Annotated in this window: 10 protein-coding genes; 7 read left to right on the top strand and 3 right to left on the bottom strand. The window is 40.3% G+C overall.

Annotated elements, in window-relative coordinates:
• The first annotated feature begins 636 nt into the window (after window positions 1-636).
• Complete coding sequence (locus KP803_RS09655) at window positions 637-1,488, top strand: 4'-phosphopantetheinyl transferase family protein (protein WP_248008617.1); 852 nt, start codon at window positions 637-639, stop codon at window positions 1,486-1,488.
• 130 nt (window positions 1,489-1,618) lie between these two features.
• Here KP803_RS09655 and KP803_RS09650 read toward each other — a convergent pair whose 3' ends face one another.
• The gene (locus KP803_RS09650; protein ID WP_248008616.1) at window positions 1,619-2,020 is read right to left on the bottom strand and encodes a thioesterase family protein; all 402 of its coding nucleotides are present in this window, start codon (window positions 2,018-2,020) and stop codon (window positions 1,619-1,621) included.
• Between the two features lie 398 nt (window positions 2,021-2,418).
• Between KP803_RS09650 and KP803_RS09645 the strand changes: the two genes are divergently transcribed.
• Together KP803_RS09645 and KP803_RS09640 are read left to right on the top strand one after the other, a co-directional pair.
• The gene (locus KP803_RS09645; protein WP_248008615.1) at window positions 2,419-2,820 is read left to right on the top strand and encodes a YkgJ family cysteine cluster protein; all 402 of its coding nucleotides are present in this window, start codon (window positions 2,419-2,421) and stop codon (window positions 2,818-2,820) included.
• 75 nt (window positions 2,821-2,895) lie between these two features.
• Window positions 2,896-3,735: a MaoC/PaaZ C-terminal domain-containing protein gene (locus KP803_RS09640; RefSeq protein ID WP_248008614.1), complete on the top strand. Its 840-nt coding sequence runs from the start codon at window positions 2,896-2,898 to the stop codon at window positions 3,733-3,735.
• 205 nt (window positions 3,736-3,940) lie between these two features.
• Here KP803_RS09640 and KP803_RS09635 read toward each other — a convergent pair whose 3' ends face one another.
• Both KP803_RS09635 and KP803_RS09630 read right to left on the bottom strand, forming a co-directional pair.
• Window positions 3,941-8,884 (bottom strand): ATP-binding protein, encoded by a 4,944-nt coding sequence (locus KP803_RS09635; RefSeq protein ID WP_248008613.1) that lies wholly within the window; start codon window positions 8,882-8,884, stop codon window positions 3,941-3,943.
• 27 nt (window positions 8,885-8,911) lie between these two features.
• A complete protein-coding gene (locus KP803_RS09630) occupies window positions 8,912-9,934 on the bottom strand; it encodes a response regulator (RefSeq protein WP_248008612.1) in 1,023 nt (340 codons plus the stop codon).
• A 165-nt stretch (window positions 9,935-10,099) separates the two neighbouring features.
• Between KP803_RS09630 and KP803_RS09625 the strand changes: the two genes are divergently transcribed.
• From KP803_RS09625 to KP803_RS09610, 4 genes are all read left to right on the top strand, one after another.
• A complete protein-coding gene (locus tag KP803_RS09625; protein ID WP_248008611.1) occupies window positions 10,100-11,128 on the top strand; it encodes a helix-turn-helix domain-containing protein in 1,029 nt (342 codons plus the stop codon).
• Window positions 11,129-11,344: 216 nt separating this feature from the next.
• Entirely contained in the window at window positions 11,345-12,724 is a 1,380-nt protein-coding gene (locus KP803_RS09620) for a metal-dependent hydrolase family protein (RefSeq protein ID WP_248008610.1), read from the top strand.
• A gap of 62 nt (window positions 12,725-12,786) precedes the next feature.
• Entirely contained in the window at window positions 12,787-13,416 is a 630-nt protein-coding gene (locus KP803_RS09615; protein WP_248008609.1) for a DUF3299 domain-containing protein, read from the top strand.
• Window positions 13,417-13,516: 100 nt separating this feature from the next.
• On the top strand, window positions 13,517-14,773 hold the full coding sequence (locus KP803_RS09610; RefSeq protein ID WP_248008758.1) for a carbohydrate porin: 1,257 nt from the start codon (window positions 13,517-13,519) through the stop codon (window positions 14,771-14,773).
• Window positions 14,774-14,932 lie beyond the last annotated feature (159 nt).

The raw sequence follows: 14,932 nt of genomic DNA, 5'->3' as shown, positions 1-14,932 counted from the left end.
TTTGTTTCTTAGAGTTCGATAACTCGTAGGAGGTAATGCTTTTCATAGACGATCTAAGCATTGAAACGTTAGGTTAAGGTCTGACTGAGCTGGCTTATTAAGTACTTGGTCCGTTAGTACAGCCTTCATTAGCACATTACTTGTAAATGAAATGTTCGTTACTGAAATGCCCATTAAATCCTATCCAAACTATTGCTAAGTAAGACGCTTAATCTCGCAATGAAAATTAGTTAATTTGACCAATGGTTGAGCAGGCTACCCGAGGTGGCAAGTTGATACAATCCTCTAAACGCTCTGTACGATCTCTTCAGACCAGTTGAAATCTCTATATTCAATAGGATTGCAAAGCAAAACACGCTAACTATCTGATTATTATTGGCTAGCAACCCTTTTTTAGTGTTTTTACTCTACACAAAGGCTTAATGAGATCTACGTCAGGTTTTTGCAAGTATTCTCAAAGAGAGCCTTATTCAGCAAAGGCTTATTTTTGTCGCTGCTAAAATTATGATAACTTCCCTCACAAGCGATAACGTCCCCATATGAAAAGCAATCCGTATCGTTTTTACGTCAATTTATGGCTTTTATTTGGTGTATGTATTTACACCGCTTTGTCGGTTTTTTAGTAAGTGAGAAATTATGTCTGAGTGTCGCCCACAGGTTGATTTATGGCTTTGTCCCCTAACGACACTTGATGAATCACCGGAACGTATCTCCTATTTAAAATCGTTTCTCACTCAAGATGAAATTACAAAAGTTGATCGTTACCGGATGTACGCCGATCGAATCAGAGCACTCTATGTTCGAGTGTATTTACGAACACTACTTTCTCGTTACAGCGATATTGAACGTGAACAGTGGCGTTTTGAGTACGGAGATAAAGGCAAGCCTACATTAAACAGTGAGCAAAAAGCTTTAACGGGGCTTCATTTCAACATTAGCCACAGTAAAGATTATTTGTTGATTGGAATTCTTCAGTCGCCAAATGACAATATTCAACCAGGAAACGATATTCAATTAGGTGTTGATATTGAACATACACGTGAGCGTACCGATGTTCATTCGATCATGACCAATTACTTCTCTAGTAAAGAAGTTGAAGATCTAAAGCGCCTAGAACCCAACGAACAACGAACACGTTTCTTTGATTTATGGGCTTTAAAAGAGTCTTATATAAAAGCCACAGGTAAAGGGCTATCAACGTCTCTTAAGAGTTTCTCTTTTGACTTTTCGTCAGTGGAACTACAACAGCAATTTATCGATCAAGAAAAGATAGCGGCTAACAACAGAGTTTTGAAAGAGCTCTACACGGGTATAAACATTTTATTCGAAGACAACGAATTCGTAGGTAAGGTAAATGACACTAACTGTTGGCAGAGTTGTTTAGGTCGCTTAGATGAGGAGTACCGTTTCGCTGTAACCCTAGGCGGTATTGGTAAAGAAATGCACATTCGTATGTTTAACTTTCAAAGCAAAGATTTATTTGATTAAAAATCATACAGTTAGAGACACTAATGTCGCCTGGCAAGGTGTGGAATAAAAAACCCCAGATTGTGTTGAGCATGTATTCACAATATTGCCGCCCTACTAATCAATCGTAATAGAACGGCGAACCTTAGTACTAACCAGCTAGCATCGCTTTTAGTACATCTTCAGGCAGTGGATGCAGACGCTTCTCTTTGTCCAAGCACACCATCTCAATGTCACCGATAACAGCAGGCCTAGACGCCCCCTTCTGCCATACTTCCTGTCGCCAAAGCGTTTTATATTTGCCATCTAATTCAAACGACGTACGAATATCGCAGATTTCTGCAAACTCAACACCGTCTTGAAAGGTCATGTTCGCTTTATATACCGCAAAGCCCAGGCCATAATCATTCCATAACTGAGCAAGCTTATCACTTCCTAGTACATGCTCTCTTGCACGTTCAAAATATTTCAAAAAGTTAGGATGATAAACGACCCCAGAGTGATCGGTGTCTTCGTAATAGATTTGTACAGGGTGATGAAAGATCTTGCTCATGTATAAGGATCTCGTTAGTGATGTGTCAGCAATAGGTGCCGAATAGTTTGCGACACTCTACTGTAAACGGCTTAATCACATCAAGAATAGTTAAGTAATATAGGTTTGGTCTGACCACAAATATGCTTTAACACGAACAATACTTCTCACCTCAAAATATTTATGCTGAATATACGATAACTAGCGACGATAACAAGGAATCCGTGAACGACAACACGAAACAATAACTAGAAAACATCGCCACCTAAATGCATGCGTACCAATGACAAAGTAAACCAATGACAGAGTTAACCAGTACGTTCATACGGCGTAATCTTACAAGCTAATTGAAATGAGCTAAGTTAAACGAAACCACCAGTGCTACAATACTGTTAAGTAAACAAACGAACTGACATTCAATGAAAGATTGCAATCAATGCGGTAAATGCTGCATTAAGTATGGTGGTGGCGATCTTTGGGCGTCACAAGAAGAAATTGATCTGTGGGAGTTATTCAACCCAGAGATCTTTGAATACGTGAAAGATGGTCAAATTTGGTTCAACCCTGAAACTGGGAAAAAATACGATCTCTGTCCTTTTCTAGAACTTGAAACTAATCACAACTCTAAAGCCGCTAAAAAATACACATGCAGCATCTACCTAAACCGTCCCGATGATTGTCGTCAGTACCCTAGTTTAATCAGTGAAATGGTCAGGGATGAGTGTGAAATGATTGAAGTAATCGACCTAGAAAACCCTAAAAAAGCGAAAATAAAACTCGATAAATTAATGATAGACAGTCGGCCTAATTACAACTCCTAGTTCTTTTCTCTGTATAATGTGTCGCTACTAGAGTTTCGCTATAAAAACATGAGGCACAGAGCATTGGAATTGACGTTGTCAACGTTACCCGATTATCGACCACTTCTATGTAAAGCACTATTCAAAGGTCGTAAGGGCAACGAGTTAAAACCGTTTTCATTATCCATTGAACATTTTTCATTTCAATGTGACCATATAGCCATGTATCGTCATTTCTTTAACATTCGAGACAAAAACTTCCCTCTACCCTACTTATTCGTTGCAACACAAGCCGCTCAGCTATACCTTTTTACGCATCCTGATATTGCCATTCGTCCTCTTGGCCTTGTTCACACAGGCATTGAGCTGGATTGCTTTGAATACATCGATGAAACACTCGAGTTTTCGTTTAATCTAGCTTTATCGGCTCAATCAGATACCGAGCGTGGCAAAGCATTTGAGCTAACGGGATCTTTGTTATTTGAGAATAACGTTATTGCTCAGTATCGCAGTCAGTACCTTATCCCAAACAGGAATAAGAAAATAAAGCGCTCAAGCACACAAGAGCAAGAAGAAGCGAAGAGTGGCAAGGATTTAAATTGGGGTAGCATTTCCGTTAATGATGCAAGGCGTTATGCCAAGCTCTCAAAAGATTACAACCCGATCCACCTTAGTCATGTCCTCTCTCGTTTATTTGGTTTCAAACAGCCCATTGCACACGGAATGTATATGGTAGGTAAGCTATATGAAAAAGCGACAGTGAAAACGACTGAAAGAGACAAAGCAAATAGTAACCAACACCTAAAAGTAGCATTTTGTCGTCCACTGTTATTACCAAGTCCAATGTACTTTAGAGACCAAAACGATTCTCTTAGTTTGTTAAACCAAAAACAAAAGCTGTGTGTAGAGATGACAATAAGGAAGGGTGAGTCTTAGAGCACCGGTTGCCACTTACAATCTTTTCATTGATCGTACTAGCAAAAAAAACAAGATACCGGCTTTTATAGTTACTGTAGTTACATTGTTTTTTTATATATTTGAGCATCATTCATTAGGTGTTAGAAGAATCCAGTAAAATCCTGATGCCCTTTGCTAACGCCCCTTCTTCGCAAAGCGTCAAGTGAATGAAGATCGAGCAGCACTAAGATACTGGTAGCTGTTTAGCTGTTTCTAATGCAAGTTCAAAATCATATTCCTCTAACTGTTTAGCAAGTGTATGTAGGGTTTGATTATTGGGAGAAGAATGTTCAAGTAATTCTGAAACTAATCCCTTTGCTTCAACGTCATACGCTTCAATCAATGCAATCAGCTGTTCAACCCTCTCTTTATCAAAGGTTTCATTTTCATCACGGTACGAATCTAGCTCTGAAGGCTCTTTGGCTCTAGCGCCTTCATGTGCTTGTTGGATTTCATTCTCTAAGTAATGATTGATTTGGATAGTTAAAGCATTAAGCTCGGGGGCGAGCGCGGATAATAAGTGTTCTCGATCTTCAATTTCGTTACCCTGTGTATTTTCCAAAGATGAAAAACGTTGGCTAACCTGGATCGCTCCGATTGCTGCGGAGGTGCTTTTTAATGTATGTGCGTATCGGATCAACCCTTCATTATCCTTACTTTCAATTAACGTGTTGAAAGCGGGAATAATCTCAGAGATTTGATCATAAAAACGAGTAGTCAATTTATTGAAAAGGCCAAGGTCTTCATTACAGTGTCGCAGACCCGCACTGCGATTAAACACCTCTGTGTCCGAAATAACTGCCAATGGGGGGCCCTCAACACGAAGTAACCCTTCATTGAGCAACACACCAAGTTTTGCCGCAAGATCCGTTAAAGCGATTGGCTTATCAACAAAGTCGGTCATCCCACAGATTTTTGCTTTTTCCCTGACTTCTTCCGCTAGATTGGCAGACATTGCAATGATTGGTGTCTCTTTATCAAAGTGCCTAATTTCAGTCGTCGCGCTAAAACCATCCATTACTGGCATTTGTATATCCATTAATATTGCGTCAAATCGCTTCTGTTTAGCCTTATTAACGGCTTCTAAACCATTGTTTGCTATTTCAGCCGTCACTTTCAATTTAGACAAGAAGGCTAAAGCCAAATCTTGATTGGTTTCATTATCTTCAACCAATAGCACCTCTAAATTCTTTTGGCCATCAACCAACTTCCAGTCAGAGTTTTCACTTTCTGCTACTGTATCGTTTAATAGAAAATCCAGCTCAAAGTCGAAACAGCTGCCCTTTCCAAGCTCACTAACGACTGAAATCTCTCCTCCCATTGCATTAACAAGTTTTTGGCTAATATTAAGACCAAGACCCGTTCCTCCATATTTTCTGGTTATGGAGGCATCCGCTTGAGAAAAAGCAGAGAAGAGCTCACTTTGCTTTTTCTCATCTATCCCTATTCCAGAATCTTGAACTTCAAATTTCAACCTTGCTTTATTACCATTCCTCGAAATAAGTGCAATATTTAAAGCAACTTCGCCCGAGGGCGTAAACTTGATCGCATTACCCATTAAGTTCAGTAAAATCTGAAATAGACGCACGGCGTCACCAACGAGATCATTAGGAGTCTCAGATGCAACAGATAGAAGTATTTTAATTGGTTTATCTTTCGCTGACACTGACGTTATGTCATTTAACCCTTCAACAACCGCATCTAACTTAAAGGGAGCAGATTCGATATCTAACTTTCCGGCCTCAATTTTGGAAAAGTCTAAGATGTCATTGATAATGCTTAGTAAAAACTCTGCAGAGCGGTGAACTTTCTGCACATAGTGTTTAGCCGTTGTACTTTGTTGCTCTTGCAAAGCGAGATAAGACATACCAATAATGGCATTCATAGGTGTTCTTATTTCATGACTCATATTAGCCAAGAAGTCTGATTTCGCTTGATTTGCTGAATCCGCTTCTAACATTGCCTGGCTCAACTGAACATTTAGGTCTTTTAGCTCGGTGATATCGTACGCCCAAAATAGTGTCGCAGCTTCACCTTCATTTTTGATCAAATAATAACTTGTTAACGCTGTAAACTGTTCGTCTCTTGTGTTTTTCAGTACAATCTCTTTATCTATTATGGTCTGATTTTCTATTAACTCTTCATAGACCTGAACCCTTATATCGACATCAGGATAGATAGACTCAACATCGATCTCCCCAACGTCGTCTGTCTCAATCTGAAACATCTCTAACGCGCGCTCATTGGTATAGACAACCTTGTCATTTTGGACAATCGCTGCTGCTATAGGTGACGCATTAAGCACATCAAAAAGCTGCTTTTGAAGGTGAACAGCGTCCGCCTGAGCTTTTTGAGTGTGCTGTATTTGAATTTTTAAACGACGATTCCAAGCTAAACTCACCAGAATAAACAGCACTGAAAAGCCTGAAATAAGGTAAATCAGTTCGTAATTGGTCTTATCTATATATTTAGGAGCAGACCACTTTGATACAATTTCATTTCGCTCCTTTTGGTCAATTGAGCGTATTGCTTTATCAATAATGGACTGCAAAATAGGTTCTTCAGCAGAAACATGAAGCGTCGGAGAGACAATATAATTCGAGCGGCCTATGATTTTCATATCGTGATAACCATGAGTGCTCATCAAATAATTCAATACATGAACGGTATCAAGCGTGGCATCCAGTGAATTATCGGCAACTTTTTGTAGCCCTTCCTCAGTGCTTTCAATCATCTCCCACTTAATGTATGGATAATGCTCAACAAGCTTTAAGGTATTAGAGGCCCCTCTTATCACACCGACTCGCCACCCAGTTAAATCCCCTAGCAACATACCACTTGCGTCGGATTTTGAAGCGATTGCAATCGGACTTGATAGCAATGCCAAGCTACTTTTAAAGCTCGGTAAAAAATTAACATTTTCAACGGCAGCAGAGATGAGCGTTACCTCATTTGCTGCAATCAGCGTTTCCGCCTCGCGCCAAGAGCTAACATCGGCAGCATGAATACTCAAGCCAGTTTTTGATTCAATAATTTTCACAAAATCACTGACTATGCCGACATACTGTCTATCACTGTTAATTTCATCGTAAGGAAGAGCGCTCGGATCAACCGCTAATCGCTGAACGGGGTTAGACTTTATCCAATTTAATTCACTTGGAGTTAAGTTAAGAATTTGCCCTATCAAATCATTTTCTTCATAAACCCTTGATATATAACCTTGTTCTTTTTCACTTAAGTGATTAAAAAATTCAAGTGAGGGCAGATAGGCATAGCTGTTGTCCATTTTTGATAAGTCAAAGTAGAAAGTCACTGAACCTACCTTCAGTTCACCCGAATCGCTTGAATAGATGCTGTCTTTAGTGACGCTAACGTATTGTGATGCATCAAAATTGTACTGGGTCTCTAATCCATTATCACCACTAACCACGCTAAACAATATCTGCTCTGTTTTATTCGCAAAAATCTCCATAGCAGCAATATCTTGCGATAAATCAAATACTTTTGCGACGGCTTCTAGTCCCTCAATATCATCGTTGTACAAATACATTCCCATAACTTCAGCAATAATATCTGCCCGCTGCAATTGGGGGCGAAAATCGGTATCAATATGCGATTTTGTTAACGTCCTAACTGCGGGCTTATTTTCTGAAAGGCTTTTTAACGATGCGTTAAACCGATCTCGAAGATCTTCATTTCTAAACTCAACATAGATTGGAAATGAGGCTAGATAGGTATCATGTATTTCTATTGTCTTGCTGTTTAACTTGCTTTCATGCGCTAAATGCCAATCCAGGACACGTTTCTCAACAATTATGAAGTCTAACGACTGATCGTTAAGTCCTTTAAAGCCTTCCTTTAACGAAGATAAGTCAGTCGTCGACTTGGGCTGATACTGTTGGGTAAACAAGTTAAACGCTTTTCGGCTTGGGGAATCCCCCTCTTGTAATACAGAGCCGACATTCGATTTGCCTTCAACAGATGCAAATGAGAGGGAAAGCTCTCTCGCCTTTAGAGAAATCGCAACATATTCGATCTTAAGCAGTGGGTCTGAATAGTAGTGAACGCCCGACTGTTTCTCCATAATTCCAGAGTTAAAATCAATGTCGGGATCAACTTTAATTAGCTCCTTACGCGTTGAAAACGAGGCTCTATGTGATTCACCAATTTGCAGGCCCATATTATTAAATACCGCTTGTAAATAGGCATATTCAAGCCCTACGGTTGGCGAGTCGGTGTACATGTATGGCGGATTCCCAAAATCAAATCCTCCATTAACCTTCATTCTATAGGGGCTACTTTTCAACCACTTATTCAAAATGTAGTTTTGTATCGTAAAGCCCATTTTTTTCAATGACTTATTTAGTATCCCCTCAAGTGTATTGGAATTTTTAGGCAACGTTATTTGGGCAAAAGATTCCGACCACCGAGGCTTCATACCGTTGGGTTTTAAGTTACTTAATCCTAGTTGTTGCGCCAATGCCATGGTAGAGACTAGCTCACTGACGATGCCAAACGCTTCTCCCTGATGAACAGCTCTAACCGCCTCTTCTCGTGTACTATAAATATTAAGAGTAATATCAGAAAAAGTACGCTGTAACTGATTAGCAATATCATAGCCTTCGACTACCGCCAGCACTTTTCCTTTTAGCTGATTTGAGCTACGAATCTCAGATGCAGAAGTCCGGGTAATTAATTGCTTTTGATAAGGTAAGTAACGATTGGTGTAACGATAGTTGTCCTCGTTGGCTGGTTTATGAAAGCTGATTGGAAAAATATCAGCGTTGCCTTTATCAAGTAACTCATGGGCCGACTTCCAATTATTTACAAATTGGTATTCAACGCGTAAACGACCTAGATCAGCAAGTTCTTGAATAAAATCGGGGACGATACCATCAGCCTCGCCTTTTCGATTTTTAAACATATAAGGGTAGTTATTTTCAAGTACCACCACTCGTAGAATTCTTTTCTTCGATAACCATGTAAGTTCTTGTTCGCTGAAATCCCAAGTGCTTTTTGCCTTAACATTGCTAGGCATCATCAAGCCTATTAACATTGCGCAAATCAGTACGAAACTCGACAATACAACGCCGACATTCATAAAGCTAAAAAGCCGCCAACCAAACATACATTTACACACTTTTAGCGGCATCTATTAATCCCTAAACTTATTCTTAATTTCCAGTATCTTTTCTAGATTACCGATGAATAAGTCAACGAGATCTGGTTCAAAGTGTCGACCCTTTTCTTCAATTAACAGTTCTACTGTTCTATCGACACTCCAGGGCTGTTTATAAGGACGCTCAGAAGTAAGCGCATCAAATACATCAGCAACAGCCCCAATTCTCGCGACCAAAGGAATCTGTTCCCCAATTAGTCCTTGTGGGTACCCTGAACCATCCCACTTTTCATGATGGGACTGTGCTACTTGTGCGGCCATTTTCAACAGCTTTGAACCCGAGGTGTCACCCAATATATCAACGCCAATATCAACATGAGTCTTCATCACCTCCCATTCTTCTGCATCTAATTTCCCAGGCTTAAGTAATACCGCATCAGGAATCCCAATTTTACCAATATCATGCATGGGCGCAGCTTCCCTTAGCACGTCTGAATCCTCAAGGGACATACCACATGCCAGTGCCAAAACATGACAATAATGGCTCATTCTTAGTACATGCATTCCCGTTTCGTTATCTTTATATTCCGCGGCCCTACCCAAGCGTTTAACCATTTCAATCTTACTGTGATTTATTTCGCTAGTTTGCTCTTTAACTTTTAAATAAAGCGCTTGTTTTTGGTTGTACAACGCAAGTTGGGTCTGCACTCTCTGCATCGCGACGGCTGGTGTGATTGGCTTAGTAATGTAATCAACAGCACCTAAAGATAGCCCTTTAATTTCATCTTCTGGTGATATTTTTGCAGTGACAAATATAATCGGGATATGAGCGGTATTAGGTTGTGACTTAAGGATTTCACAAACTTGATAACCATCGAGCTCAGGCATCATTATGTCGAGCAATATGAGATTAGGCTGCGGTACCATCTGAGCAAGTTTGATCGCTATTTTTCCACTCTTAGCCGCTTTTACCTGATAATCGGTTTTAAAAAGCCCAGTTAGAACGTCCAAATTCTCAGCCGTATCATCGACAATCAACAACGTCGCTCTTTCTGTCATTTGCTTTCCTCACGCTCAATAACTTTATGAAATTATGAATAATTCTAAGAAAGTGTAGAAGTGAAAGCATTTTTTAGCGAATCGATGATTAGGCCTCTTTACAAACCTGTTAGCCGTGTCATAGTTTGAAACATTATCTCGAATACCGCTATGGGTGCCGTTCAAATGACTAAGATAAATCAATCGACAAACTCGGCAATTTCTCTGGTTCGACGTGAAGATGTCGAGTTTTTTATATCTCTATTTAGAGAGTTCGATGACGACTACTACCCGTTTTTGAGACAGGCCCAAATACCCAATGATATATTAGATCCCAAAGCCTCTTATAAATACCTTCCAGAAACAACACTAAAGAACCTGATCCTAGTGCTAGGTAGCCGATTATCTACTTCTGACTTTGGACACCTAATCGCAACAAGTTGTAGCCTAAATTACGTCCCTAAGTTTATCTCACAGCTTACGTGTGAAGGCTCACTAAAAGAGGTGCTTGAAGAGTTCTCACTCATATTAAAAACCGCCTCTTCTGATGCAAATGTTTACCCAGTTAATGCGGGAGGAAAGTGGTGGCTAATTAGAGATAAAAATAATTCTGATGAACTATGGTTTAAATATGGTGAAATGTTCGCGATTACCTTTCTTTGCGAACTACTCAAAGTACTAACGAAAGGCGCATGGAAACCAATAGAAATTGGTATACAAACCGACCGAGATGATGAATTTTCTCTATTGCCAGAGCTTGCTCAAACGCAATTCTATTGTTGTCGTCCAACTACAGCGCTCCACATTCCTGATGAGATAATGGCAATGCCTATTACATTCGCGCGCGCCTCAAATTTTGATAACCCTCCGCCAATCCCATCTTGCGATACATTTTTGGACTCTTTTAAGTTAGCTATGATCCCCTATATTTCGATGGGCAAACTTCCTATCAAGATTGCTTCTGAGATCTTGAACATGAATGTTAGAACGATACAAAGAAGGTTTAGCGATCAGGGGTCTACGTACAGCGAAGTCATTGAGTCTATGGTCTTAACGCAGATTCTAGATCTTTTAAAATGTGATCAATTACCCATAACCGATATTGCGAGTAAAATGGGGTATTCCGACTCTGCTCACTTTACTCGAGCCTTTAAACGCTTAATGCATATGACGCCAAGAGAATATAAGAAAAAGCTTAAAAATAAGACTCTCTAAGTCACCGTCACTTTCAATACCGCCTGTCACCTAATGGCAATTATCACGCATTGATTAATGCGAATATTCCTACTAAGTTATTGAATGTTAATCTTTCGTTATTTTTTGTTTTTTTGCACAACAGTATCGGAAGTAAACTTCGTAACAAGAATTTCAATCAGGAATGTTACGCGATGTAGTTAATCTACGCGCATGGATAACCTTAAAGGTGCTTCAATGAAACATAAAACTCTTAAGCTGTCAGCTATTGCTGCTTCTTGCACACTAGCATTTTCTGTAAACGCAGCCTCTACCCTATTTACTAATGTCGATATCTTTAATGGTACCGAAGATAAGCTATACGAAGACCACCACGTCCTAGTAGTTGATAACAAAATTGCAAAGATTTCCAAAGAAGCCATCGACAGTGGTGATGCGACAGTTATTAATGGTCAAGGTATGACATTAATGCCAGGGTTGATCGAAGGGCACGGTCACTTACAAATGAATGGTTCATCTTTACCAGATATTGAAAATAACCGTAACTGGGAAGAACTAGCTGTTCGTTCAGCGGCTAGAGCAGAATCTGCATTAATGTCGGGCTTTACTACTTGGCGTGATGCTGGTGGCATGGGCGCAGGTCTAAAGAAAACCATTGATAGCGGAGAGCTAAAAGGCCCAAGGATCTACCCATCTGGCGCATTTATCGGCCCTACTGGTTCACACGCCGATTTTCGTAACTTCACAACGCCAAACGAAACTTTCAATGGACCTCAATCAGCTGGTGGACGCCTAGGCATGAGTTGTACTGCCGATAGTATTGGCGATATTAAAACATGTGCACGTCAAAACTACATGCAAGGCGCAACCCAGATTAAGTTGATGTCTAGTGGTGGTGTCGCTTCTTCATTTGACCCATGGCAACTCAATGCGTATTCACTCGAAGAGCTCAAAGCAGCGGTTGAAGTTGCGGATGCTTACGGTTCGTATGCTATGTCACACGCCTACAGTAAAGTCTCTTTATTGCGAAACGTCGAAGCTGGTGTAAAAACTCTTGAGCATGCGTTTATGTTTGATAAAGACGTAGCAAAAGCGATGAAGAAAAACGGCACATATATGACAACGAATATGACTGCCTTCTCTCCTTACTTGGGTGAAATCGAAGCGATTAACTCTAATCCGGCTTCAGCTCGCAAAGCAAAAACAGCCCAAGCGGCTTTTAGTGACTACATCGACAACGTTAATGAGTACAAACCAAAACTTGGTTTTCATGTTGACTGTGTTGGTGGTGTAGCGGCTTGTGAGCAACAGGCGGATCATTCCATATTCTTAAGTGGTAAGTTCTTTGGGAATTTCTACACGTTAATTTCAATGACCTCAGTAAATGGTGAGATTGTTAAACTATCGGGGGAAACCTTAGACCCATATTTTGAAGGATCTTTGGGGGTCATCGAGGTAGGTGCATACGCTGATATCTTACTTGTTGAAGGTAACCCTCTTGAGGACTTGTCCGTCATTGGTGCAAATGAGAAATGGTTCGATGCTCCTGCGCGTGATGGTATTGAAACGATGAAGCTCATCATGAAAAACGGCAAGATTTACAAAAATACTCTGTAATCAATAACGCCAATCAAAGTAGTAAAGGTAGCCTTACGAGGCTACCTTAATGAGGGTTCATCATGAAAAAATTGTTCATTCTCCTGTCTGTATTTTCGTTCTCTGTAATGGCCGATATACAAGAAGTCACATGGCAGACCTTGAAACCGTCTGTTTCAGAAGAAACTATTCAATTACCAGAGATCACGGAGGATCAAAAACAATTACTCGCATCAGTCTTACACCTTCAATTTCAGGTTGATGACCAGTCTAAAATTGAATTAAAAAAAGCAGTGCGAGCCTTAGAAAGTCAGGGAATTAATGTAGACAAGACGCTTAAAGCTCGTGAAGACTACATGGCTTTAGAAAAACAAAAAGCAGAATCTCTAAACACCGAAATTACAGGCAACAATGTAAGAATGCCTGGTTTTGTTGTTCCAATAGAATTTAATGGTATCAAGGCAGTCGAGTTTTTATTAGTACCCTATGCAGGGGCTTGCATCCATCTCCCTCCCCCGCCTGCCAATCAAATTGTTAGACTCTCTTATCCTGAAGGGTTTGAGATTGAAAATATCCAATATCCAGTTTGGGTTGAAGGCGTTATTCAAGCCGATATACAAACTGATGAAGTGTACCTAGTCGACGGTAAAACACAGCTGACGATGGGTTACTCAATGAATGGGACTAAAATAGAGCGTTATTACGAACAATAAATAACACCTTATATTTTCACTGACTAATGACTATTTTTAACCCTTTGCTCTTAACCGATATTCGAAGGGTTAAAATATATACTGGACTACTATGAACAAGATGACACATTCTCATTTGCTAACGTTATTAATAGCAAATTCTTTAATCACACTCCCTGCATTTTCAGGTGCGAATTTTGAAAGCGCAGATTCTGTAGAAAATACCATTGCAGAAAACACTCGTCCAAAACAGAGTTGGAGAGAATCTCTCACATCCGACGGATTTACTTTTGGCGCAGACTACTTTGCATTGGGAGTTAGTTCACCTAATGGATTAGGTGGAGAAAGTGTAGATGCCTCATCCGGTGTCGCCCGTATTTACGGATCGTGGAGCTTAGTAGGTAAAGACACCAAGAATACGGGTAGCTTAGTGTGGAAAATTGAACATAGACACTCTTATACCGATACGGCACCTAAAGAGTTTGCATGGCTTGGCAATGACCAAATCGGATACGTAGGAATGATCGCTCCAGCCTATAGTGATCAAGGTTTCCGCGTTACTGATTTAAACTGGAAACAAAGATTTAACGACGGCCGAGGTACCGTTAGTATTGGCTGGCAAGACGTCACTAACTATGTTGATACATACGCACTAGCAAGCCCTTGGGCCGGTTTTACCAACCTAGCCTTTAGTACCGGAGCAGGCGTGATGGGCCTGCCAGACGATGGTATCTTGGCTTTATCTGCTGGACATATGATTGGTGAAAACTTCTATGTGGTCGGTGGTATTGCAGATGCTAAAGGTAAATCCGACGACATCTTTAACGGCTTCGATACGTTATTCAATGACACTACACTATTTACGACATTGGAACTCGGTTGGACGGCTTCTCAAGAGCAAATCTACACCGACAATTTCCATGTTACTTTTTGGCATATGGACGAAGGTTCACGACACAGCTTGTCATCGAGGGTATTAAAGGACGGTACGGTAATTGGCGGCGAATCAGGTCAAGGTGTTAACTTCTCATGGAGCAAGTTTGTGACACCACAAATCATGCCATTCGTTCGTGGTGGCGTTTCTGAAGGTGATGTCGCCATCTACGATAAGTCGATCAGTGCTGGTTTCGGATACTTCGGTTTAGGCTCTCCTACAAATAACCTTGGCTTCGCGGTTAACTGGTCGGAAACCAATAGCGATACACTTCAGACATATATGGGCGCAGAAAAGAACCAAGCCACGCTAGAGCTTTATTACAACATGCAGCTAACCGAATATTTACAGATAACCCCAGACATTCAATATATTAAAGATCCAGCCCTCTCAACAGAAAGTAGCGCATGGGTATTTGGTGTACGAGCTAGAGTGTTTATTTAAAACGACAACGATTATCACTTACTACTATTGTTAAAGCGCCTCTTCGTTCAGTTAAAAAGCGCTTTTTCATCTCATCAGTTAATTAGTTTTCATCACTTGGTAGTTTGAATGGCGCAACATGGTAATTATTTATGATGGTGATCTTTTAAAATACCTTCA

It is taken from the genome of Vibrio amylolyticus (assembly GCF_023145695.1).
In the GTDB taxonomy this organism is placed as follows: Bacteria; Pseudomonadota; Gammaproteobacteria; order Enterobacterales; family Vibrionaceae; genus Vibrio; species Vibrio amylolyticus.
This window is presented reverse-complemented; position numbering and strand designations above follow the sequence as displayed.